The organism is Caballeronia zhejiangensis, assembly GCF_022879815.1.
Lineage (GTDB): Bacteria > Pseudomonadota > Gammaproteobacteria > Burkholderiales > Burkholderiaceae > Caballeronia > Caballeronia zhejiangensis.
Genome location: NZ_CP084286.1, coordinates 508,561 through 532,368, shown reverse-complemented (window position 1 = coordinate 532,368; position 23,808 = coordinate 508,561). Strand labels below are relative to the sequence as shown.

General features: G+C 62.2%; 16 protein-coding genes. 2 read left to right on the top strand and 14 right to left on the bottom strand.

Going from position 1 to position 23,808, the window contains the following annotated elements:
* Positions 1-128 precede the first annotated feature (128 nt).
* Positions 129-1,514 (top strand): murein biosynthesis integral membrane protein MurJ, encoded by a 1,386-nt coding sequence (gene murJ / locus LDZ23_RS28575; protein ID WP_008346187.1) that lies wholly within the window; start codon positions 129-131, stop codon positions 1,512-1,514.
* A gap of 10 nt (positions 1,515-1,524) precedes the next feature.
* On the opposite strand, the gene LDZ23_RS28570 is transcribed toward murJ, so the two are convergent.
* From LDZ23_RS28570 to LDZ23_RS28525, 10 genes are all read right to left on the bottom strand, one after another.
* Positions 1,525-3,462 (bottom strand): acyltransferase family protein, encoded by a 1,938-nt coding sequence (locus tag LDZ23_RS28570; protein WP_033536929.1) that lies wholly within the window; start codon positions 3,460-3,462, stop codon positions 1,525-1,527.
* Positions 3,463-3,586: 124 nt separating this feature from the next.
* Entirely contained in the window at positions 3,587-4,597 is a 1,011-nt protein-coding gene (locus LDZ23_RS28565; protein WP_008346183.1) for a polysaccharide deacetylase family protein, read from the bottom strand.
* Positions 4,598-4,602: 5 nt separating this feature from the next.
* Entirely contained in the window at positions 4,603-5,709 is a 1,107-nt protein-coding gene (locus tag LDZ23_RS28560; protein ID WP_235366307.1) for an EpsG family protein, read from the bottom strand.
* Positions 5,710-5,756: 47 nt separating this feature from the next.
* Positions 5,757-6,776, bottom strand: coding sequence for a hypothetical protein (locus LDZ23_RS28555; protein WP_008346179.1), 1,020 nt, complete (start codon positions 6,774-6,776; stop codon positions 5,757-5,759).
* On the bottom strand, positions 6,776-7,939 hold the full coding sequence (locus LDZ23_RS28550; protein WP_008346177.1) for a glycosyltransferase family 4 protein: 1,164 nt from the start codon (positions 7,937-7,939) through the stop codon (positions 6,776-6,778). The genes LDZ23_RS28555 and LDZ23_RS28550 overlap by 1 nt, the downstream gene beginning before the upstream one ends.
* A 13-nt stretch (positions 7,940-7,952) precedes the next feature.
* Positions 7,953-9,119 carry a glycosyltransferase family 4 protein gene (locus LDZ23_RS28545; RefSeq protein WP_008346175.1) on the bottom strand — a complete coding sequence of 389 codons (1,167 nt, stop codon included), beginning with the start codon at positions 9,117-9,119 and terminating at the stop codon, positions 7,953-7,955.
* Entirely contained in the window at positions 9,116-10,186 is a 1,071-nt protein-coding gene (locus LDZ23_RS28540) for an SDR family oxidoreductase (protein ID WP_008346173.1), read from the bottom strand. Before LDZ23_RS28540 ends, LDZ23_RS28545 begins: the two co-directional genes overlap by 4 nt.
* Complete coding sequence (locus tag LDZ23_RS28535) at positions 10,179-11,390, bottom strand: glycosyltransferase family 4 protein (RefSeq protein ID WP_008346171.1); 1,212 nt, start codon at positions 11,388-11,390, stop codon at positions 10,179-10,181. The genes LDZ23_RS28540 and LDZ23_RS28535 overlap by 8 nt, the downstream gene beginning before the upstream one ends.
* 116 nt (positions 11,391-11,506) lie before the next feature.
* Positions 11,507-12,784, bottom strand: coding sequence for a Vi polysaccharide biosynthesis UDP-N-acetylglucosamine C-6 dehydrogenase TviB (gene tviB / locus LDZ23_RS28530; RefSeq protein ID WP_008346170.1), 1,278 nt, complete (start codon positions 12,782-12,784; stop codon positions 11,507-11,509).
* Positions 12,785-12,878: 94 nt separating this feature from the next.
* Positions 12,879-15,119, bottom strand: coding sequence for a succinoglycan biosynthesis protein ExoP (locus LDZ23_RS28525; protein WP_033536895.1), 2,241 nt, complete (start codon positions 15,117-15,119; stop codon positions 12,879-12,881).
* 781 nt (positions 15,120-15,900) lie between these two features.
* Between LDZ23_RS28525 and LDZ23_RS28520 the strand changes: the two genes are divergently transcribed.
* Positions 15,901-17,034, top strand: coding sequence for an MraY family glycosyltransferase (locus LDZ23_RS28520; protein WP_033536894.1), 1,134 nt, complete (start codon positions 15,901-15,903; stop codon positions 17,032-17,034).
* A gap of 195 nt (positions 17,035-17,229) precedes the next feature.
* On the opposite strand, the gene LDZ23_RS28515 is transcribed toward LDZ23_RS28520, so the two are convergent.
* The 4 genes from LDZ23_RS28515 to LDZ23_RS28500 all read right to left on the bottom strand — a co-directional run bounded on the left by LDZ23_RS28515 (position 17,230) and on the right by LDZ23_RS28500 (position 23,452).
* Positions 17,230-18,593 (bottom strand): IS3 family transposase gene (locus LDZ23_RS28515; protein ID WP_404989943.1). Its coding sequence is split into 2 segments (ribosomal slippage): positions 17,230-18,122 and positions 18,122-18,593, totalling 1,365 coding nucleotides; the frame shifts between segments, so codons are not numbered across the junction.
* A 107-nt stretch (positions 18,594-18,700) separates the two neighbouring features.
* Positions 18,701-20,722: an asparagine synthase (glutamine-hydrolyzing) gene (asnB, locus tag LDZ23_RS28510; protein WP_008346159.1), complete on the bottom strand. Its 2,022-nt coding sequence runs from the start codon at positions 20,720-20,722 to the stop codon at positions 18,701-18,703.
* Between the two features lie 46 nt (positions 20,723-20,768).
* Positions 20,769-21,902, bottom strand: a complete 1,134-nt coding sequence (locus LDZ23_RS28505; protein WP_008346158.1) for a glycosyltransferase family 4 protein — start codon at positions 21,900-21,902, stop codon at positions 20,769-20,771.
* A 215-nt stretch (positions 21,903-22,117) separates the two neighbouring features.
* A complete protein-coding gene (locus LDZ23_RS28500) occupies positions 22,118-23,452 on the bottom strand; it encodes a glucosamine inositolphosphorylceramide transferase family protein (protein WP_008346157.1) in 1,335 nt (444 codons plus the stop codon).
* Positions 23,453-23,808 lie beyond the last annotated feature (356 nt).

Below are 23,808 nucleotides of genomic sequence, written 5' to 3'. Positions count from 1 at the left end.
GCCGCCCGTTTTGGTGCACGCTCTCCTCTCTCACGCGAAAGCCGCGGGCCTTCGCGTGATTTCTGTCGCATGGCGCTTTCGTATCGACGTCAGGCCATGCGGCGAAAGGCTCCCACGCAGGAGGACCCGTGCTGAGCGCAGCAGTGCAATCGGTGAGACGACGTCTCGGCGGCGTGCATCAGGATCACAAGAGAATCGCAAGAAGCGCGGTCGTCCTGCTGATCTTCGTGATCGCCGGGAAGTGCATCGGCGCGTCGAAGGAAATGGCGATCGCGTATCGCTACGGGATCAGCGGCACGGTCGACGCCTATCAGTTCGCGCTCACGCTCGTCACCTGGCTGCCGACGATGCTCACGAACGTGCTCGCCGTGCTGCTCGTTCCCGCGCTCGTCTCGCTTCAGGAAGACAGGTCGCAGCGCAACGGTTTTCTCGGCGAGCTGGAAGGCGTGGGCCTCGTGCTCGGCCTCGGCTCGTCGCTTCTGCTATGGCTTTTCTGGCCTAATCTCGCCGATGTCATCGCGGGCAGTCTCGCCGAATCCACACGCGACATGTGCCGCGCGATGATCATCAGCATGACGCCGGTCGGCGTGCTGACCTTCACGATCTGCATTTCGTCGTCGCGGCTGCAGGCGTCGGGCAAGCACATCAACACCTTGCTCGAATGCGTGCCGGCCATCGGCCTGCTGGTCTTCGTGCTTGCCGCGCGCAACAACGAATCGATTTTTCCGCTCGTCATGGGGACGTCGCTCGGCTTCGTCGTGCAGGCCTCGTGGCTGCGCGTGCTCGCCAGGCGCGCCGACACGATGCCCGCCCGGCCGCGCGTTTCGATGCGCGCGAAGCAGTGGCCATCGACGATCCGCTCGATGGGCATGCTCACGATCGGCGCGGTCGTCGCGAGTCTGTGGCTTCCGATCGATCAGTACTTCATGGCGCAGCAAGGCGACGGCGCCATCGCGACGCTCGGCTACGCGAACCGGCTGCTCTCGCTCGTGCTCAGCATGGGCGCGCTTGCGATCACGCGCGCGACCTTGCCGATTCTCGCGGAGATTCTTCATCGCGGCGATCATGCGCGCGCACGCAGCACCGCGCTGAAGTGGTCCGGCATCATGACCGTACTGGGCCTGACCGGCAGCATCCTCGCGTATGCGCTCGCGCCGTACGTCGTGAAGCTGCTGTTTCAGAAAGGCGCGTTCACCGCCGACGACACCATCGCCGTCACCACGCTCTTTCGCTACGGGCTGCTGCAAGTGCCGTTCTACTTCGGCATGTGCGTGCTCGTGCAGCTGTTCGCGAGCGAGACACGCTATCGCGCGATCTCCGTCATTTCGCTGATCGGCTTCGCGACGAAGATCATCGGCAACGTCATTCTCGTGCGCTACTACGGCGCGCAGGGCGTGCTGCTCGCGACCGGCATCGGCGCGATCGCGGTGCTTGCGAGCTATATCTTCTGGACGCGCTATGCGCCGCCGTTCACCGGCAACGACGCGCAGCACGATACCGGCACGCCGCAATAAGCACCTGCTTTCAACCTTGTTCGAATACGCGCCGGAACATCGGCACGAGGAAGCGGTTGCCGTATTCGCTCATGTGATGGAAGTCGGAGTAAAGCGGCCGGCCATCGTGCGAGCCCATGCACTTGCCGTCCGGGCACAGGAACGGACGCGGGTCGAGCAGATGGATGCCGCATTGATCGTGTGCCTGATGCATCGCCTGCAGCAACGCGCCATTGCGCTGAACGTAATCCGACATGGTGATCGACAGATCGGGCGCCTTCGGATCCCGCATCTTCTCGCGCGCGAGCGTCAGCGGCACGTTGAAGTCGAACTCGGGAATCGGTTCGACGAGATAGACCGGGCGAATCTTCGAGATGCGGCAAACGGTCGATAGCAAGTGCTCGCGATACAACTCCGTCGTGAACGGCGTCGATGTCTGCGCCGGCTGCTCCGGATTGACGAACGCGAAGTCGTCCATCGTCGGACCGGACCAGTACTGCGACCAGTGATTCGCGATGATGACCGGCGTCTTCGCGCTCTGATCGCGGCTCAGGATATCGATGTACTTGCGGTCCTGATCGAAGCAATCGCCATTGCCGCGGCGAATGCCGTAGATCGTCGGGCAACCTTCTATCGTGATGAGCAGCACATCATCGGGCTTGCCGTTCGGCACGGCGTCGACGACCGCTTCGGCGATCGCTTCCGCGTGACTGTCGCCGAGCACCACGACGCGGCTCTCCTTCTGCTTGTTCGCGACATCGCACGGATCGATCATCATGTGACACTTCGTGCGATGCGGATTCGTGTCGTAGGTCTCGCTATCGGCGATGAACACCGAACGGTCGAAGCGATTCGGCACGCCCTGGCTCGCATAGATGCTGCCGCCGCCGATTGCCAGCAGCAGCGTGAACGCGAGAATCGGACGCAGCGTGATGAAGCGCGGAAAGGCGCGCGCCTCGTCTCGCGCCGGCGGCTTCCTGGTCTTCGACTCGACGAGCGCATACGACAGATAGCCCATGACGAAGCCGCCCGCGATCGCGGCCGCGCGCCAGCGCAGCGAACCTTCCCTGTCGAAGTACGTGAGCGCGACGACGAACGGCCAGTGCCAGAGATAGACCGAGTACGAAATCTTGCCGATGAACTGCGCGAGCGGATTGCCCGTGAAGATCGAATGCCTGCGCGCCGCGAGAATCACGAACGCCGTGCCGAGCACCGGCACGAGCGCGAGGTAGCCCGGCCATTCGTTGTTCTCGTTGAACATGACCGCGCCGTACGCGATCATCGCGAGGCCGATGCATTCCAGCGTGCGGCGCACGGGCCTGCCCGCCGTCAACGGGAACAGATAGACGAGCCCGCCCGCGATCATTTCCCATGCGCGCGTCGGCAGCAGGAAGAACGCGGCCGTCGGCCATTTCGTCGGATCGGAGAGATAGACGCACGCCGCGAACGAAACGAGCGCGGCGCCGACGAGCGCGATCTTCGTCCCGCGTCGCCCGAAGAGCTTGCGCACGAGCAGAATGCCGAGCGGATACAGCAGATAGAACTGCCACTCGACGGAAAGCGACCACGTATGCAGCAGCCATTTCAGATGCGAGCGCGTATCGAAGTAACCCGCTTCGCGCCAGTAAACGATGTTCGAAAAGAAGCCGAGGCTCGATCCCGCCGCCTTGCCGAACGCGCGAAACTCGGAAGGCAGGAATATCAGCCAGCCGAACACACCGAGCGCGAAGCAAAGAAACGCGAGCGCCGGAATGATGCGCCGCGCTCGATCGCCATAGAATTCGAGCACCGAGAAGCTGTCCTTCGAAAGGCGTCTGAAGATGATGCTCGTCATCAGATAACCGGAGATCACGAAGAACACGTCGACGCCGAGAAAGCCGCCTTTGAAGCCGGGCACATCGAAGTGAAAAAGGACGACCGCGAGAACCGCGAACGCGCGCAGGCCGTTGATGTCGTTACGAAAGTTCATCGCGCTTCCCCCAAGAACTTCTTTTTTGCCGCGCACGCGCCAGCGCGATGCAATGGACATCGCCATTGCATCGCGCCCGCGGTGCGGGTTATTTTCTAGCGTCTTGTCTTTCCTGATTACTTCGTCATACGAACAAACCGAATTCCATCTCCGCAAGCCGGCTTTCTTCCGATTGCGTCGCCCGCGCGACTTCCGCCATGGTCGCGGGCTGCATGCCGTAGGTCTCTCTCAAGTACACGTGATGCTTCAGCACCGCTTCGAGGACGCCGAGGTTCTCGGCCAGATTCGCACCGAAGTTATGCGGATGCCACCACAAGTGGAACGAACGCCCCGTGCGCGCCGCCGACGTCATCGACTGCTTGATCCGATGGATGCGCAGCCATTCGAGCGCGCGCTTGTTGCGCGCATATGGACGCAGGAAGCGGCTCGAACGCACGTCGATGAGTCCGCGAGCCGGGCGCGGATCGAACGCGTGATCGCCTGAGATATTGATGTACGTATCGACGAGACGCGCCGCGCGGCGCATCGCCGCTTCATCGGCGCGCGAGGTTTCGCGATACATCCAGCTGCGCTCCGTGCCGCGATACGCGACGAGCCCTTGCTCCGCGCACACCGACAGATACGCGTTGTTCACCTGATTGCGCGGAAACACGATGCTCGCGGGCGGATCGGCGAGACGCCGGATCGATGCGACCGATGCTTCCATGTCGGCGGCGAACTGCGCCCTGTTCTGCCCTGCTTCGAGTGCGTAGTAATGGCAGAACGTATGGCTCGCGAGCTCGCTGCCTTCGGTATCGACGATCCGACGCGCGAGCGACAGACCATAGTGGTACGGATCGCTCTTTTCGTTATCGCCGATCGAATCGAGATAACCGTTGGCGTATGGACTCAGCTTCGTATCGGTATAAGTCGGCCGGACGTCGGGCAGATTCGCGAGCAGGTCCTTTTTGTTATCGAACAGCAGCATGCCGACCGTCGCCCACGTCGCCTTCACGCGATACTTCGTGAACATGTCGAGCATCGCCGGAATCGCCTCGCGCACGCCGAGAATGTTCTTTCCGTATGTAGCGATCGAGCGATGGTCGCGCACGCCCCACATCAGTTCGAAATCGAGCGAAATCAGGAAGTAGGACATCGTCGTCAGGGCATCAGGAAGTAGTGATAGACGCCTTCGAAATAACTCTTCGTGGCGTCGGCTGCGACGGCCACGAACACGCCGAAGGTGATGACCAGAACCATCGCGTTCTTGAACTTGATCTCGGGCGCAAGGAACGGCAGCAGCAGCGGCACGCAATACCAGACGCGGCCCTTCGCGAACGGAAACACGAAGAACGCAACGACGAGATACACGAAGAGTCCGACATGCATGATCGACAGCCGCGTGAATGCGCGCTGACGCTGCGTATCCTGCGCGCGCCACGTCGAGTAGAGCACCATGACCGATGCCATCGTGTAGAACAGCAGCAGCGACAGCAGCTTGATCGTGAAGTTTTCCTGATAGCCCGAGTACTCGTCGATACGACGGCCGCCGTAGGTCGCAAACAGAAACTTCGCCGCCGACGCAAGCACGATCGCCACCACGCTCACCGCGACGAGCGCGCGCGCTTTCCTTTGCTCGCCGATGAAACCGGCGGTCATCAGGAACGCTGTAGGCACCGCGAAGGTCGTGTGCACGAAGCTCGCGAGCCCCATGCCGATGGTCGGCTTATTGAAGCGCAGCGCGAAGAGCATCGCGATGGCAAGACCGAAGCCCTGGCGGATCTGGAACAGACCGACCGTAGCGAGCGCATACGGAATCACGAGCCACAGAACGAGACCGATGAGCGGCCTGCGCGTCTGCAACAGCGAATACATCACGACCAGGTTAAGCAGCACCACCGTAATGCGGATGCCGCCTTCGGGCGACACGCCGAACGCATTGAGGAGGATGACCCACGAGCGCCAGCCCAGCTCTTCCGTGATAAGGCTGATGAGAAAGCCCATATCCGACTCGCGGTTCTGATAGAACTGCACGAGCCAGTGCCAGTCGGTCGAGCGGAAGTACTGGATGTACGCTTCCTGGTCGAAGATCAGGCCGACGCTGCGCTCGCGGAACGCGACGATCGAGAGCGCCGTGGCCGCGAGCACAAGGAACGCCCAGCCGGATGGCGTCATGAAGTACGCGAATCCGGTCATGCGTCGTATCGGTTCGCTCTGCGCGCTCTGTGCGCTTTGCTGCGCCGTATTGTTCATTGTCGTTGCTTGCATCGTATTGGCCTTTTTTCCGCTTTAGTTATTGTGTGTGGGCGCGGCTTTCATGGCACGAGCCTCAGGTTGGTGACGATGATCTTCGGTCCCGCCTTGTCGTAATCGATGCTTTCCACTGTCGACATCTTCGGACTCACCCATGTCGGCGAATGACTCGCGATCTGCCCGGACACCTTGCGCCCATTCAGCTTGAGCGATGACACGGCGAACGCGGCATCGCTCGCGCCTTCGTCGCGATGATTCGTGATGCCGATATCGACATGCTTGGGCATCGGCCCGACAATCTCCTCCAGCCAGACGATGATCCCGTACCGGCAATTGCGCGTCGTCGGATTGACGATGCGAATGTTCTCGAGAATATCGGCGTTGCTGTTCGGCTCCGCGTCGAGCCCCGCTTCCGGCTGCGTGCCGCCGATGTTCTCCCACAGCGGATTCTCGAACACGATGTTGCGTCCGCTGATGATCGACACGCCTTGTCTGCGGCAGCGGTCCGCATGATGATTCACCACGCGAATACCGCTGCTGTACTTAAACGCGACGTTGTAGCTGTTGGCGATATAGATGCCATCGCCCCAGCAGCCGATCGTCTTCGGCGAGATGAGCGTCACCTCCGTGCTTCCCGCAATCGAAAAGCCCATGCCGTGACCGTTTTCACGCAGCGCCGGTTTCGCGGCATTAAGCTCCTTGCTACCGTCGAGCACCGCGTTCTCGACGAGCACGTTGCTCACGTCCCAGATGCGGAAGATCGAATAGAACGACGTATCGTGCGGCAGCAGCTTGATCGACGCGCCCGGTGCGAAGCGCAGGTGACTATCGCGCCGCAGGTCGAGCCCTTTGTCGTCGATACGGCACTTGCCCGTGATGAGCAAGGTCGAATCGACGGATTGATCGATGGCCCGCTGCAGCGCGATGCGATCGTTCGTCTTGCCGTCGCCCTTCACGCCGAACGACTTGTCGGTGACGACATCGCGTTTCTGCGCCGCGCGCGCGTCGAAGCCGGCGACGCCCGCTCCACTGGCGACGGCGCCCATCAGCAGCGAGCGGATCACTTGTCGCCGGTCGACCATTACGCTTTCTCTCCCGTCACCGCACGCGCATAAGCCGTGCTCTTGCCTTCGCCGCCGCGCGAGCGTGCGCCGAGTTGCGCGAAGATCGCGTCCCACTGACGCAGGATCGCCGGCGACGAATAACGCTGCCGTACCGATGCCGCCGCCTTGCGTCCGAGCTCGGCGCGCAACGCTTCGTCCGACATCACGCGGCGCAGCGCATCGATCAGAGCGGCCTTGTCGCCGGCCGGCACGAGCAGACCGTCCTGGCCGTCGCGCGTGAGTTCGCGCGGGCCGCTCTTGCAGTCGAACGCGACCGTCGCGAGGCCGAGCGCCATGCCTTCGAGCATCGCCATCGGCAGACCTTCGTAGCGCGACGACAGCACGAACGCATCCGAGCGCGCCATCTCTTCCCAAGGCGTCGTCGTCTTGCCGGGCATCAGCACGCGCTCGTTCATCTTCAGTTGCGCGACCTGCGCTTCGAGCACCGCGCGCTCCGGGCCTTCGCCCCAGATCCACAGATCCCAGTCCGGAAACTCGGGCGCGAGCGTCGCGAATACATCGATCAGCAGATCGAACTGTTTTTGCGTGTTGAGACGCCCGACCGCGACGAGCCGCTTGCGCGCGCTCTTCTCGATGGTTTCGGGCTGCAACAGCAACAACTCGTCCGGCAGCGGATTGGGCACCACTTCGATGCGCTTCACGCGCGGCACCATCTTCCTGAACGATGCCTCCATGTTGTCCGTGAGCAGCGTGAGCAGGTCCGCGCTCGGATAAACGAAGCGGCACATCTGGCTCATGAGCTGCGAACGGCCGTCGGCGGACGGATCGATGTGCTCGCTCGCGATCACCGGAATGCCGAGGCCGCGCGTCGCGAGAATCGTCGTGATGTTCACGTTCGAGAGGAACGACACGACCACATCGGGCGCGCTTTCGCGGATCAGCGCACGCAGCGCGCGAAAGCGCGCGGGATATTGCAGCATACGCGCGCCGGCCTTCACGCGATCGGCGAGGAAGACGCAGCGCACGTTCGGCGCGAGCGGATAAAAGCACGCGCCACGGCCGCTATACGTGATGACGAGCGTCACCGTATCGCCGCGTTGCGCCCACGCATTGACGAGCGAGGCCGCGACGCGCTCCGCGCCGCCGCTTCCCATCGAACTGACCACGAGCATGATCTTCATCGGTCGTGGCTCCTCATCGTCCGGCTGCGGGTACGTGGAGTTCCGCGCGACGCGGCACCTTCACGCCCGACTCTTCGAACACTTCCTGCCACAGCGCGATGGTCTTCGACAACGCGAACGTGTCGTTGACCGACGTCGCGCACAGCGCCATGCGATGACGTTCTGCGTCGTCCTTCATCAGCGATTCGAGCGACTTCGCGAGCGCGCTCGCATCGCCGACCGGGTTCACGAGCAGGCCGTTCATGCCGTGCGTGACGATCACGCGCGGACCCGAATCGCAGTCGTAGCTCACGGCCGCGCAGCCGCTCGCCATCGCTTCGACGAGCGTCATCGAGAAGCCCTCGAAGTGCGAACTCAGCACGTAGAGATCGGCGCGCTCGTACCAGTCCGCGACGTTGCCCGCGCGGCCAGGCAGAAACACCCGGCCGCGCAGCTTCGCCTCTTCGACACGGCGTTCGAGACTCGCACGCGCAAGCCCTTCGCCGACGATCACCAGATCCCATTGCGGCAGCGCGCCGGCAATCTTCCTGAACGCATCGATGAGACTGTCGAAACCTTTTTCGGGTGAGAGCCGTCCGACCGCGAGCAACAACTTGCGCCCGTCCTTCACGACGCTTTTCGGCTCGATGATCGGATTCGTTCGCGCGATTGGCAGCGTGAACGGCGGCGGAATCACCTTGACGTCTGTCGCGCGGCAATGCGTTTCGATCCAGTCGCGGGTTTCGTCGGTGAGCGCGACGACCTTGTCCGCGAAGCGATACGTCAAGAGCCGCAGACGCTCCCAGAACGGCGTGAGCGGCGCGCGCGGCGGATGCGTGTGCTCGCTCGCGATGATCTTGTACGGCAGCCCGATGCCCGCAAGCACGGCGAGCACGTTGGCCGTCGCCATGACGCCGAGCGCGACAGTAGGCTTCGTCTCGCGCAACACCTTGCGGAACGCGAGCACGCGCTTCGCGTTCGACATCAGCGTACGCACGAAGCCGCCGCCCTCGACGCCGCCCGCGAGCCCCAGCTCGAGGCGCTTCACGCCCGGATGAAACGGATAGACATCGCCTTCACCGGCTGTCAGCGTGACGACGGTCACTTCCCAGCCGAGCGCCGCCCACTCGTTCGCGAGATTGGCAGTGACGCGTTCAGCGCCGCCGCCGTGCATCGAGTAGATGAAAACGACTATTTTCATGCGGGCCTCGTCGCGAGTTCGGCTTCGACCGGCACGCGGCGCTGCGACAGAAAGCGGATGTACCACGGCATCGCGATCGCGAGCCCGTCGGCGAGCGGAATGGCGCTCGCATAGCCGAGCAGTTGCGCGGCCTTATCGACGTTCGCTTGCGAATGACGCACATCGCCCGCGCGGAACGGCGCATACACCGGGCTGCCTTCGTTGATGACGCCGTGATCCGCGAGCACGCGCTTCAAGCCGTCATAGAGCTGATTGAGCGTCGTGCGATCGCCGACCGCGACGTTGTAGACCTGATTGCGCGCTTGCGGCTCGGAGAGCGCAGCGAGGATGTTCATCTGCACCACGTTGTCGATGAAGCAGAAATCGCGGCTCGTTTCGCCGTCACCGTTGATCGTCACCTGTTCGTCGTCGATGAGCGCGGCCGTCCACTTCGGGATCACGGCCGCATACGCGCCGTCCGGATCCTGGCGCTTGCCGAACACGTTGAAGTAACGCAGACCGATGGCGTTCAACCCGTACGTGCGCGCAAAGACCGAAGCGTACAGCTCGTTGGCGTACTTCGTCACCGCATACGGCGAAAGCGGCTGGCCGATGCGATCCTCGACTTTCGGCAGGCCCGGATGGTCGCCATACGTCGAGCTCGACGCGGCGTAAGTGAAGCTCTCGACTTTCGCGTCGCGCGCGGCGACGAGCATGTTCAGAAAGCCGCTGATGTTGACTTCGTGCGTCGTGATCGGATCGTTCACGGAGCGCGGCACCGAGCCGAGCGCCGCTTCGTGCAGAACGTGCGCGACGCCTGTCACCGCGGTGCGGCAATCGTCGATATTGCGGATATCGCCTTCGATGAAGCGAAAGCGCGCCCATTGCGCGGGCGTCACGAGCGAGCGCACTTCATCGAGATTGCGCTGATGCCCGGTCGCGAAGTTGTCGAGCCCGACGACGTCCTGGTCGAGTTTCAGCAGCGCTTCGAGCAGATTCGAGCCGATGAACCCGGCGACGCCGGTAATGAGCCACTTCTGCGGCGTGCGCGTCAGTTGTTGACGGATCGATTCGTAACGATCAGACATGAAAGTCTCCAAATTTGCCGACGGGCGCGGCGTGTTCGCGGCGCTCGTCTTCGATCGCGATCGAGGGAACCAGCTCGCGATACACGGCGAGCGTCTTCTCGATGACGATGCGTTCGTCGAAATTCTTCAGTGCCTTCTCGCGCGCGGCGAGGCCCAGCTTTCTCGCGAGCGCGCGGTCGTCGTCGAGCTGGCGGATCGCATCGGCGAGCGCGCGTGCATCGCGCACCGGCACTTGCAAACCATCCACGCCCGACTCGCTGACCACTTCGCGGCAGCCCGGCGCGTCCGTCGTGATGAGCGGCAGCGCGCAGCCCGCGGCTTCGATCAGCGCTTTCGGCAAGCCTTCGCGATAGCTCGGCAGCACCATCACATCCACTTCCGTGAAGAGCTTCGGCATATCGCTCACATGACCGAGCCATTCGACGAGCCCTTCCTTCACCCAGCCCTGCACCATCGCCGTGCTCACCGATGCCGGGTTGCCGTCGTCGGGCGAACCCGCGAGCAGGAAGCGCACGGTGCGATTCTCGCGGCGCAGCATGCGCGCCGCCTCCACATATTCTTCGATGCCCTTGTCCCACACGAGCCGCGCCGCCAGCAGAATGCGCAGCGGCTTGGCCGCATCGTCCGGCGACGCCTCGCGCACCTTGAAGCGCGTCAGATCGACGCCCGATCCCTTGATCAGACGAATCGACTGCTTCTCGACGATGCGCGCGGCTTCGAACAGCTTGATGTCGTCCGGATTCTGCAGGACGAGAATGCTGTCGCGGCCGTTCAGCGCCGAGCGCATCACCGTGCGCACGACCGGCTTCAAGATACGCGCTTTCAGATCGCGGCTCGTGAAGACGTAGCCCATCCCCGCGACCGCGTTCACGCGCGCCGGCACGCCTGCGAGCTTGCTCGCGAACGAGCCGTACACCGCGCTCTTGATCGTGAAGCCGTGCACCAGTTGCGGCTTTTCGCGCTGGAAGAAGCGCGCGAGCCAGAGCACGAGCGCCAGTTCGCGCAGCGGATTCAGACTGCGCCGGTTCATCGGCACCGCATGCCAGCGAAAACCCTGATCGCGCAGCTTCGGGCCGTATTCGCCGTCGGGTGACAACAGAATGACTTCGAAACCCGCGTCGCGCAGTTTGCGAGCGAACGAAAGCCGGAAATTAAACAGATACCAATCGGTGTTGGCGTACAGAACTACCTTGGGCATCTTCATTGCGAACTCCGAACGTCCGGTTGACATCGCCGCGGGCAACCCCCGAAATTCCGGGAGCCGAACCGCGGCGATGTTGTGCGACGGCCTGCACCGGTCAATGCCGATGCCACCGAACCTCAGAGACGCATGTCGCTCGCCTCGGGCGGCAGAACGTACTTGAGGTCGCACAGCACGTGCTGCGACTTGCCGTAGGCGTGAATGCCTTCCGCGCCTTCATCGGCGAACTGCTTGTGCGCCACCGCGAGCACGACCGCATCGTAGACGCCCTTGGCGGGCTGATCGATCGGATCGATGCCGTACTCGTGATGCGCCTCTTCCTTCGAGACCCACGGGTCGTACACGTCGACCTGGACGCCGTACTCCTTGAGATCGGCGATGATGTCGACCACGCGCGTGTTGCGCAGGTCCGGGCAGTTCTCCTTGAACGTGAGACCCATGATGAGCACGCGCGCGCCCGAAATGGCGATGTCGCGCTTGGTCATCGTCTTCACGAGCTGCGAGACGACATAGTTGCCCATGCTGTCGTTCAGGCGGCGCCCGGCGAGGATGATCTCCGGGTGATAGCCGATCGCCTGCGCCTTGTGCGTCAGGTAATACGGATCCACGCCGATGCAGTGGCCGCCGACGAGGCCCGGGCGGAACGGGATGAAGTTCCATTTCGTGCCGGCCGCGAGCAGCACGGATTCGGTGTCGATGTTCATCTTGTTGAAGATGATCGACAGTTCATTGATCAGCGCAATGTTCACGTCGCGCTGCGTGTTCTCGATCACCTTGGCCGCTTCGGCGACGCGGATGCTGCTCGCCTTGTGCGTGCCGGCCGTGATGATGCCGCGATAGAGCTCGTCGACGAAATCGGCCACTTCGGGCGTCGAGCCGGACGTGACCTTCTTGATGTCCGGCAGGCGGTGCGACTTGTCGCCCGGGTTGATGCGCTCGGGGCTGTAGCCGACGAAGAAGTCTTCGTTGAACTTCAGGCCCGACATCTTTTCGAGCACCGGGACGCACTCTTCTTCGGTCGCGCCGGGATAAACCGTCGATTCATAGATGACGACGTCGCCCTTCTTGAGCACGCTGCCGATGGTCGTCGATGCGCCGATCAGCGGCGACAGGTCCGGACGCTTGTAGTGATCGATCGGTGTCGGCACGGTCGCGATGAACACGGTGCAGCTGCGCAGGTCTTCTACATCGGCGCTGTACTGCATGAAGGTCGCGGAAGCCAGCTCGGCATCGTCGACTTCGAGCGTGACATCGCGCCCTTCGCGCAGCGCGTTGATGCGCGCACGATTGATATCGAAGCCCACGACGGGATGGCGCTTGCCAAATTCGACGGCGAGCGGCAGGCCAACGTAGCCCAATCCGACAATGCCGAGTTTCAACTCTTGCGGCGAGAACATATTCACTTCTCCTCGTTATGCAACTCAGGACGTTTATTTAGTACTGCTGTTCGATTCGGGGTCCAGCTGAAGCAAATGCCGGATGAGTCAGTCTCTAGTCTTCCTTGTCGGCCTTGTAGGCAGCGTAGGCGTAGCCGCCGTACTGGCGCGCCTGGGCATAGTTGCCGTAGTGCACCTTGAAGCCGTTGAGCAACACGCCGGTGACGCTTGCGCCCGATTGTTCGAGCCGCTTCACGGACTCCGAGATTTCCCCGGAACGCGTATCCCCATAACGCGCAACCAGGAAGATCGAGCCCGCGACGGGCGCCATGATCGCCGTGTCGGACACCGCCAGAATGGCCGGTGCGTCGAGCAGCACGATGTCGTATTCCGCCGATGCGCGATTCACCGATTCCGTGAATGCGTCCGACAAAAGCAGCTCGGCCGGGTCCGGCGGATAGAAGCCGCACTGGACGAAGTCGAGATTGTTCAGCACCGAGCGATGCACGGTCTCTTCGAGCGTGGCCGAACCGTTCACGACATCCACGAGACCCTTGCCGCGCGGCAGGCCGAAGTACTGGTTCAGGTGGCCACGGCGCAGGTCGCAGTCGACGAGCAGCACGCGCTTGCCGCCGGCGGCGAGCAGCGTCGCCAGGTTCGCGGAGACGAACGACTTGCCGATGCCGGGCAGCGGACCCGCGAGCATCACGACGTTGTTCGGCGCATCCATCAACGCGTACTGCAGGGACGAGCGCATCATGCGCAGGCCTTCCACAGCCGGATCGGTCGGGTAACGCGAGGCGAGCGCGAGCTGTTCCGGCTTCTTCTCGGCGATGCGCTTCGCGAGTTCCTTCTGACGCTCGCTGTCCGGAATCGTCGCGAATACCGAAAGACCCGTCTTCGATTCCAGTTCCTTCGGATCGAGCACGCCCTTGAACAGGAAGTCGCGAGCGAACGCCATCACGATGCCGAGGAACAGACCGATACCAGCCGCGATCACGAGCACCAGCGCCTTGACCGGCTTGACGGGACGCTCGGGCACTTCGGCGTGGTCGAGCAGCTCCACCGTCGGCGTGCGGCCGGCTTTGATGAGGCGCATCGTTTCAATGTTGTTGCGCAATGCCGAATAGACGTCGGTGCTCATGCGCACGTCGCGTTGCAAACGAAGCGCGCCCTGCTCGGCCTGCGGCATCGCCTTGACGCGCGCTGCCAGGTCGTTGATGTACTTCTCGGTCGCCGCGATCTGCTGGTCGATCACCACCACGCTCGGGTGCGAGGGCGAGAAGTGCACGGCCAGGTCGGCGCGACGGCGCTTCAGGTCGAGCAACTGCGCATCCGCTTGCGAAGCCTGCTGCATCACGATGCGGCCTTCTTCGTCCGGATTGAACAGCGTGCGGCTGTTGCGATACGCGTTGTAGTTGTCTTCGGCCGTTTCCATCTGACGCTTGGCGTCGGGAAGCTGCTGCTCGAGATATTCGAGCGACTTCTCGGCGTTGATCCCGCGACGATCGGCGTTCTGCTTCACGTACATGCGCGACAGTTCGTTGATCGTCGCCGCCACGAGCACCGGGTCCTTGCCTTCCAGCGTCGTGCTGATGACGCCCGACTTGTTGCCCTGCTCGGCGATCGCCAGCGAATTCTGCAGACGATCGATAGCGGACACGCGCGAGTTACGCGTCAGATCGAATTCGACGCCCTTCTCGCCGTGGATGAAGCCCACGAGCAGCGAGATGGGACCGGCGTCGGTGTCGAAACGCTGCACGCTGCCGACCTGGCCGCCGACGCCCGTTTCGACGCCCGGGCCGCGCACCTGATACTGGCCGTTGCCGAGATAGCGCAGCGTGTATTCCTTGCCTTCGTATTTCTTCGGCACGTCGAACGCGGACACGTCGATCGATTCGGCGCCCCATGCGTAACCGCCGCGGCCGAAGAGACCGGGAGTCGACGTTTCATCGTTCATGCGGGCGACCATGCCCCCGATGATCGGGAAGCGATGCGGCGCTGCCTGGATGTACAGCTTGAGCGCATCGACGACGGGACCGAGCACGAACTTCGATCCGATGACCTGGATCTCGCCTTCGGCCGTCGCACGCTGATCGAACAGCGTGGCCGCGGTCCGAACCATGTCGCGTGAGTCGGCCGGCTGTCCATTGCTCGAGTCGTCGACTCTGACGAGCATGCCGGCCTGATAAATCGGGGCCGAGAAATACGCGTACACCACCCCGATGCTGAAGACGACCGCCACGGTCGCCGCGATCATCTTCCAGTGACGGCCCAGCGTTTCGAGAATCGACGTCAGCTCGATCTCTTTCTCGCTCTCGGCCATTACGGCTGACGCCTGATTTTTAACTTTCATAGAACGTCTCGTTACAGGCTCTTATGGGACCGGCGCGGCAAGCGCACCGGATGCGGATCGAAACACCTGCGGCGCACCCCTAAGGGCGCAAACATCATTTCCTTATTCTTGAATTCAGGCCTGCATTCAGGGCCGTTAAAATCCCGCCCCGGCATTGCAGTCGTATTGAAACACACGACCCAAAAAAAGAGAAATTCCCACAGACGATTTTTGTTGTTTATCGAACCTTTCAGAGCGACCGAGTGTTCGCTTTCCCGCTTTTAAGAATTTAACGAGTATGCGGGCCATTTGAGCAAATCGAAAAGTAGCATAGGCCGCCTTGTTGTATGCGCGGCACCGCACATATAATCGCTATTAATCGAACTGCTAATTCTATGAAGAAAACCGGTTTAGCCTGGGTTCGATTTGCGGACATTTTTTCGCCTCCCGCGACGGGCTCGTCGGGCCTGTTGTGCCGGCAGCGCCGGCCCGCTGGGCTCTAACGCAGGGAAAAACGTACCGGCACTCACAAGAATATGCGCGCGAAGGTGGGCTTGCGTACGGACAAGGCGCGAATTTCAAAAGTGCGCATTAAGTCCTTTATATGAAATCCGTGTTTTAACGCGCTATTAATTTCGGGTTTGTATGAATAATCGGGGGAAGCCCCAATAAAATCGCAGTAGGCTCGGTTTCACACATTAAAGCGCCATAAATGCGTGGACAATGGCAGGGGTTGTACCTACCATAGGCTTTCGGGTATTGATATTCGAAAAGAGATGCGCCCTCTTCGTGAGTGAAAAAAATGTTAAACCTTGCGCTTGGCTTCATCAGTTCTTTCTGCATGACGCTACTTATAGTTCGATTCGCGGGACGCTACGGGGCGCTTTCCCTGGATCATGATTTGAACGGGGTTCAAAAGAACCATTCTCATCCGGTTCCGCGGGTCGGCGGCATCGCATTGATGGTCGCGGCCTGCGTGACGTTTCCCATCGCCGCGATCTTCGGCGGCAATCCGCGCGACGAGTCCCTTTTGCTGCTGCTTTGCGCAGCGCCCGCATTCGGAAGCGGCGTGATCGAAGACCTGACCAAGCGCGTGAGCGTGCGGGCGCGGCTGCTGAGCGCGATGCTGGCCGCGCTGCTCGGCGCGTTCATTCTCAACGGCGTCGTCGGCCGTGTGGATTTGCCGCTCGTCGATCCGATCCTCGCCGTCACGCCCATTGCGATCGGACTCACCGTGCTCGCCGTCGCCGGACTCACCAACGCGGTCAATATCATCGACGGTTTCAACGGACTCGCCGCCGTCGTGGCGATTCTGATCTTCGGTTCGATCGGCTATGTCGCGCATGAAGTCGGCGACCTGCTCGTGATGAGCACCGCGCTCACGATGATCGGCGCGATCGGCGGCTTCGCGATCTGGAACTATCCGGCTGCGTCGATTTTTCTCGGTGACGGCGGTGCGTATTTCATCGGCTTCACGATCGCCGAATTGCTCGTGCTGCTGGTCGCGCGGCATCCGAACGTCTGTGCGTGGTATGCAATGGTCGTCGCGATTTATCCGCTTTTCGAAACGCTCTTCTCGATCTACCGCCGTCGGATCGTGCGCGGGCGTCCGGTCGGCGCGCCCGACGGCATCCATCTGCACACGCTCATCTTCAAGCGAGTCGTGCGCAAAGGAACGGACCCGCGTCAGCGTCAGCGCAGAAACGCGCGCACGTCGCCGTATCTGTGGGTGCTGAGCATGATCGGCATCGTGCCCGCGTCGCTCTTCTGGCACAACCCGGTGGTGCTCGCGGTGACGGCGGTCGTGTTCGCGGTGGCGTACGTCTGGCTCTACACGGCGATCGTGCGGTTCAAGACGCCGCGATGGCTCCTCGGCAGTCAGCGGCGCAGCGTCGTTGCCAGCGCGGTTGCCGAGCAGACGACACATCACAAGTGATCCTGAGCAGTTCGTCCAGACGTAATCACGAAAGGCCCCGGTCGAATCGACCGGGGCCTTTTAGTTTTAGCGATGCAGTCAAGCGGTGAAGCAGCGATGCACTGAAGCCTGAGCAGTGAGGCGCGTGCAATCGACGCATAAAAAAAGGCCTTGATCGCTTCTGAACTGCACCCCGCAAAGTTGGACAGTTTTGGGCTAGGCCGCTAAGGGCTGAGTTCTGTACATCACAGGACTCAGCCCTTTCAGCTTCAGCTTGATGCGGTGGTGATTGTAGTAGTGCATGTAGCGTCTGATTCCGGCCTGAAGGGCTTCGATGCTCTCGAAGCGGTTGGGGTAGAAGAACTCCGACTTCAAAGTGCCGAAGAAGCTTTCCATGGTGGCGTTGTCGTGGCAGTTGCCCTTGCGCGACATGCTTTGCGTCAGGGCTCGTTGCGAGAGCAACGCCTGGTAAGCGCCCATCTGATAGTGCCAGCCTTGATCCGAGTGGACCAAGGGGCGATCATCGACTTCCAGCCTTCTGAACGCCTTTTTGATCATGTTGGCGACCATCGCGAATGCCGGACGAGTGGCCGTCTCGTAGGCGATGATCTCGCCGTTATACAGATCCAGCACCGGCGATAGATAAAGCTTTCGCTCGCCCACCCGGAATTCAGTGATATCGGTGACCCACTTCTGGTTCGGCCCCGCGGCATCGAACTGTCTTTGCAGCACGTTCGGCGCAACCCGTCCCACCGTCCCGCGGAAGGCTTGAAACTTCTTCGGGCGCACCAGCGACTTCAGTTTCATGAGGTGCATCAACCGCTGGACGGTCTTGTGATTCACAACAGTGCCCAAATGCCGGACTGCGTGAGTAATGCGTCGATAGCCATAACGCCCTTTGTGCTGCTCGAACACAGAACGAATACGCGCCTTGAGCTGCGCGTGTTTGTCCGCCTTGCGTGAAGCCTTGCATTGGTAGTAGAACGTGCTGCGCGCCAGGCCGGCCACTTTCAGCAGGCCGTCGAGCGCAAACTCATGCCTCAACCCGGCCACTACTTGCGCTTTTTGCGCTGCGCTGTAGGGCTTTCCGAGCGGATCAAGGCATCGAGTTTTTTTAGGTACGCATTCTCCATGCGCAGATAGTTCAGCTCCTTCAGGAGCTCTTCCTTCGTGCGGGCCTCGTCGGATTTGGACGAAACCGCTGGCGCAGATGACTTGGGTTGCTTCACGGAGCGTCCTCGGGGGCGCGGCTCAAGGGCCTGCATACCTCCCGAATCATACCGGCGCTTCCAGACATTAATCGCGCTCGGATTGCGGATATCGAAGATCGCGGCCGTCTCTCGGCACGACAGGGCCTTGGTGTGCATGAACTGCAGCACCTTCAGTTTGAATGGGCCGTCGTAGAAACTGTACTTCTTCTTAAACGCCGCCTCGCCATGCGCCCGCCACGCCGCCACCCATTTACGCACCGTGCCCTGGCCCACGCCATGTTGACGCCCCACCTCTCCGTAACCACCGCGCTCGCCTGATAAATAGTCTTGAACGACTCTGCTCTTGAGTCGTGCGCTGTACTTGCTCATGAAAAAACACCCCAAATCGTTGAACGGGTGTCCAACTTTTGGGGTGCAGTTCACTTCCGATCAAGGCCTTCGTCATTCGAACCGCGTCGAGCGCGGCGCATTCGATATCAGCTTGCGACGCTCGCGAGATCCGCCGTGTGCGACGCGAAGAGCGGGATCGACGATGCCTGCTGGTGCTCGAGCCACTGCTGGAACATCAGCACGTTCCACAACTGACGATGCCAGTTCTGCTCGCCCGACAGATGCTGCTGCCATTTCGCGCGCACCGTGGCGGCGTCGAAGAAGCCCTCGCGACGCAGCCGCGACGCATCGAGCAAGGCCTCCGCCCAGTCGCGCAGCTCGCCGCGCAGCCAGTGCGTGATCGGCACGCCGAAGCCCTGCTTGGGCCGCTCGATCATCGCACGCGGCACATGGCGATAGAGCACCTGGCGCAGCGCCCATTTGGTCTGTCCGTCGCGCACTTTCATCGATTGCGGCAGACGCCACGCGAACTCCACGACGCGATGATCGAGGAACGGCACGCGCGTTTCGAGCGACACGCCCATCGCGGCACGATCGACTTTCGTGAGAATGTCGTCGGGCAGATAGGTAATCATGTCGAGCGCCATCATGCGCTGCACGTCGTCGAGGCCGGTGAAGGCCGGCGCATTGCCGGTCATCAGCGTGGGCGGCTGGTATCCGCCGATTACGAGCGCGGCGGGGTCGTTCCATTGCGACATGAGATGCAGATACACCTCGTCGCGCGACTGGCACGACAGCAGTTCCGCGCCCTTGTGCAGCTTGTCGCCGACCTTCACGCCGCGCAGCGACGACGGCAGAATCGGCTCCATCAGGCCCGCCATGCTGTTCCAGCGCTTCGGCGAGATTCCGGCTATGCCCGATGCCGCCAGCTTGCGCAACGGCGCCGGCATCATCGTCATCTTGTCCCACATGCCCGGCGCGGTCTTGTAACGCTGATAGCCGCAGAAAAGCTCGTCGCCGGCATCGCCGGACAGCGAGACCGTGACGTGCTGCCGCGCGAGTTGCGAGACGAGGAACGTCGGCACCTGCGACGAATCAGCGAACGGTTCGTCGTATAGCTCCGGCAGACGCGGGATCACATCGAGCGCCTGGCGCGCCGTCACGTACATCTCGGTGTGCTCCGTGCCGAGATGCCTGGAGACGGCCTTCGCGAGCTTGGCTTCGTCGAAATCGCTTTCGTTGAAGCCGATGGTGAAGGTCTTCACCGGACGCGACGACTGCTTCTGCATCAGCGCGACGATCGTGGACGAATCCACGCCGCCCGACAGAAACGCGCCGAGGGGCACGTCGGAAAGCATCTGCTGACGGATCGCGTCCGTGAGCAGATGCTCGAGTTCATCGACGGCGTCTTCGGCGCTGCCCGCGAAACCGCGTGCGGATCCGTTGACCGCCGCATCGACGCCCGACCAGTACGACCACACGCGCGGCTCGCGCCGTTCGAGCGAGACGGTGAGCATCTTGCCCGGTTCGAGCTTGCGGATGCCCTCGAAAATGGAATACGGCGACGGCACGCAGCCGTGGCGGATTTGCAGCGTCAACGCGCCGCGATCGACGTTGTTCTCGAACGCGGGATGCTCGCGCAGCCCTTTGAGCTCGGAGCCGAACAGGAACGCGGCTTCCTCGCCCTGCCCTTGCCAGCCGTAGTAGAGCGGCTTTTCGCCGAGCCGGTCGCGCGCGAGCGTGAGCTGGCATTCCTGCCGGTCCCACACCGCGAACGCGAACATGCCGACCGCGCGCTCTATCGTCGCCTGAATGCCCCACGCATCGAAGCCCGCGACAAGCGTCTCGGTGTCGGAGCTGCCGCGCCACGCGGGCGCGCGTTGCGTGTCTTCGAGCTCGTCGCGCAGGTCGAGATGGTTGTAGATCTCGCCATTGAACGCGATGACATATCGCCCGCTGCCCGACGCCATCGGCTGATGTCCCGCCGACGACAGATCGATGATCGCCAGCCGCCGATGACCGAGCGCGATGCCGCGCAAATCATCGGTCCAGTCGCCCGCGTCGTCGGGGCCGCGATAGGCGATGGCGAGCGCCATCTTCCGCACCGTTGTCTTCGAGTCGCCCGCGCCGAAGCCGCGTCCACCCAGAAAGCCGACGATACCGCACATATTGGTTCTCCTTACGATCCGGCCATAGGCCGCGCTTATGCGATGCTCATTTCTCTTCGACGAGCCGCAGGTAGATATCTTCGAAACGCTCGCGCGCGCGCATCATCGTGAATTCGGCGTGGATGCGCGCTTTCGCCATCTGACCGAGACGAAGGCGCTCGTCGGGTTTCATGTCGACGATGCGATCGAGTCCCGCCGCAAGCGCGTCGCTGTTTTCCTTCTCGACGACCACGCCCGTATTCGCGACGAGCATGGCCGCGTCGCCCACGTCGGTGACGACGCACGGAAGCGCCATCGCCATCGCTTCGCCGACGACATTCGGAAATCCTTCGGTGCGCGACGACAGGCAGAACACATCCATCGCCGACAGGCACGCGGGCACGTCGCGCCGCTCGCCGAGCAGCACGAAGCGCGATGCGAACCCCGTCTGCGCGATCCAGTCCGCGAGCTCGCGATTGTTCGCGTCGAGATCGCGGCCGACGAGCATGAAGCGCACATCGGGATGACGCGCGGCCAACATGCCCGCCGCGCGCACGAAATTCTGGTGATCCTTCACCGGATGAAAGCGTCCGAGCACGCCGACGACGACGTCGCGCTCGCCGAATCCGCATTGCTCGCGGATCGCGCTGCGTTGCTCCGGCGTGGCGCACAGGCGCGCGACGTCGAAGCCGTTCGGCACGACCATCATGCGGCTCGCGTCGTAGCCGACCGACACATGCGCGCGGCGCGACGCCTCGGCCGCGCAGACGATCGTCTGCGGCACGTAGTACGACAGCCACGCGCAGATCTTGCGCAGCAGCACAGTCACGCGCGAGCCGCCCGATCGGACATCGGTGGTGCGCACGCCCCAGACGATGCGCTTGTGCGCCGCGATCCGTCCGGCGAGCCCGCCGAGAAAGTCGGCGTGATACATCCACGTCTGAATGATGTCGGGGCGTTCTTCGCGGATCAGTTTCACGAGGCGCATCAACGCGCGCGGAAAGCCGAGCGGGGATTTCATGCCGAGGCTATGAACGTCGATGCCGCGCGCGGCGAGTTCTTCGCCGATCTTGCCGGTGGTCGTCAGCGAGCAGACGACGTGACGAAATCGCGGATCTTCGATGTGCGACTCGATGAGGCGCTGAAGCATACGTTCAGCGCCGTCCGCATTGAGCGCAACGATGACATGGAGAAGCTTCATGGTCCCGGCTGCCGTTTTTCTACGATGGGCCCGTCTCCAGGCAACCGACGCGCGCGTCGCTGGCGGCAATGCTTGTACTGACGGGTGTGTTTTATGACGATGGGCTGCCTCGCCGGGGCACGCTCCGGCGAGTCATCAATGTAAGCCGGCGCGGTGGCACGCACTGTGCGACGTGCCACACGCCGGTTCTCCTGTCCGCGCGCGTCCTGCGGGCGTCAGGCGCGCCTCATCGCACCGCGCCACGGATTCCATTTGCGAAGCTGCGTCTTGAGATCGATGACCGTGATCCCGCCGACCGCATTCCACGTATGCAACCCCTGATGACCGCGCGGCGGCGTGCGAACCGACACCGTGCGCTCGGCATAGGTCGTCGTCGTGAGCTCGGTGATCTCGCGGAACGTCAGCGCCGCGCCGTATTCGCGCTCGCAATTCTGCGCGGGGCGAATCAGGCGGTTCTGGCCGTCCTTGAACAGGTTGCCCGCCATGCGCGCGAGGCGGCAGTCGGAAACGACCGGGTTCATCGGATGCGCGGTCCATTCGCCGAACGGGCTGTCGGAATAAAAAATCGACAGTTCGTCCCAGTTCGATCCGCCGTCCTCCGTCATGCTCGTGAACATCCACCATGTCTTGCCGTCGTGATGGAGCGTCGTATCGGCGGCGACGACATCGCGCATGATCACCTTGTGCAGCACCCATTCCGTCGGGAACGACGCGGCGCGGTACATCTCGATCGTGCGGTTGCCGCAGGTCTCCGGAATCATGAAGACCTCGCCCTCATGCTCGAAGAGGAACGGATACGACAGGTGATAGTTCTTGTCGAGCACGACGCGCGGCGTCTCTTGCCAAGTCTGCGTGGCCGGATCGAACGCGATATGGCTGATCGTGCCGCGATTCGTGTCGTAGGGCAGGCTTTCGAAGAACAGGTGATAGTCGCCGTTCTTGCCGCGCCAGAGGAACGGATCGGCATGGAACTGCGACGTCATGCCGGGAAGCGTCACCCAGTTGCGGCTTTCGTCGCCGTCCGCGGACGGGGCATCGGTGCGCCGATACGCCAGGACCCAGTGTCCGCGCTGAACCAGCAGCTTGAGCGGCTGATTCAGCACTTTGCGGCCGAGATGGCGCAGCGCGAAGCACGCCGAAGTGAAACCCGACAGACGCGCGGGCCGAGCCTTCGGCTTGACGAGCGGAAGATCGCGCAGCGGCGGGTTCGCGTCGAGCCGCTTCTGCGCCCGGTCGACGAGAACGGCGACGCGCTGCAGGCTCGTCTGCAACGACTTCAGGAAGAAAAGCTTCTCCGGTATCGCGACATACGACTCGGCGAGCAGTCGCATTTCGCCGGAGTCGGGGGACTTCCAGACGGCCTGGATATGTGGCGTTCGGCACTGAAGCAGCGCTTTCCACAGCGCCTCGATGTTCTCGTGGCCGTCGTACAGGACGGTGATTGGAGCACGAACGTGAGCGCGTCGCGGTGTCTCTTCGGAGTCGCCGTAGAGCCGCTTCTCGATGCGCGTCCACCATTCAAGCACGGAAGGATATGCGGGTTGCGCCATTTTCTTTTCCCTCAGACAGCAGCGGATTCGCCAGTCGATAGAATTGAAATCTTTAGCTAAGCGCTTAACTGTCTTTTATATGTGTTGTGTTCCGGCGCTTTCGAAATGATGAACCTACATTTCATGATGATGCCGGCGAAGAAAGACTAGAGTCTGGGGAACGTGACTGCGGTGCGCTATCGCACACAGTTGCGACAGCTAAATAATGCGAGGGATTTTGAACGGCTGTGCCGGAATGGCTGCGCGATGCGATGGCCGGCGCGCCTGGCGCTGGCCACGGGCCGATACGGAGGGAGACCTAACTTGTTGGCGGATCAGGAAATTTTGTCGTGGATCAAGGCTCGTCGCGGCGCACG

Bases quoted from the DNA above. Each gene is read 5' to 3' on its own strand.
- tviB (WP_008346170.1), bottom strand. From the start codon at position 12,784: ATGTTCTCGCCGCAAGAGTTGAAACTCGGCATTGTCGGATTGGGCTAC.
- LDZ23_RS28535 (WP_008346171.1), bottom strand. From the start codon at position 11,390: ATGAAGATGCCCAAGGTAGTTCTGTACGCCAACACCGATTGGTATCTG.
- LDZ23_RS28525 (WP_033536895.1), bottom strand. From the start codon at position 15,119: ATGAAAGTTAAAAATCAGGCGTCAGCCGTAATGGCCGAGAGCGAGAAA.
- LDZ23_RS28545 (WP_008346175.1), bottom strand. From the start codon at position 9,119: ATGAAAATAGTCGTTTTCATCTACTCGATGCACGGCGGCGGCGCTGAA.
- LDZ23_RS28565 (WP_008346183.1), bottom strand. From the start codon at position 4,597: ATGTCCTACTTCCTGATTTCGCTCGATTTCGAACTGATGTGGGGCGTG.
- LDZ23_RS28550 (WP_008346177.1), bottom strand. From the start codon at position 7,939: ATGAAGATCATGCTCGTGGTCAGTTCGATGGGAAGCGGCGGCGCGGAG.
- LDZ23_RS28555 (WP_008346179.1), bottom strand. From the start codon at position 6,776: ATGGTCGACCGGCGACAAGTGATCCGCTCGCTGCTGATGGGCGCCGTC.
- LDZ23_RS28505 (WP_008346158.1), bottom strand. From the start codon at position 21,902: ATGAAGCTTCTCCATGTCATCGTTGCGCTCAATGCGGACGGCGCTGAA.
- asnB (WP_008346159.1), bottom strand. From the start codon at position 20,722: ATGTGCGGTATCGTCGGCTTTCTGGGTGGACGCGGCTTCGGCGCGGGC.
- LDZ23_RS28540 (WP_008346173.1), bottom strand. From the start codon at position 10,186: ATGTCTGATCGTTACGAATCGATCCGTCAACAACTGACGCGCACGCCG.
- LDZ23_RS28500 (WP_008346157.1), bottom strand. From the start codon at position 23,452: ATGGCGCAACCCGCATATCCTTCCGTGCTTGAATGGTGGACGCGCATC.
- LDZ23_RS28560 (WP_235366307.1), bottom strand. From the start codon at position 5,709: ATGCAAGCAACGACAATGAACAATACGGCGCAGCAAAGCGCACAGAGC.
- LDZ23_RS28570 (WP_033536929.1), bottom strand. From the start codon at position 3,462: ATGAACTTTCGTAACGACATCAACGGCCTGCGCGCGTTCGCGGTTCTC.
- LDZ23_RS28520 (WP_033536894.1), top strand. From the start codon at position 15,901: ATGTTAAACCTTGCGCTTGGCTTCATCAGTTCTTTCTGCATGACGCTA.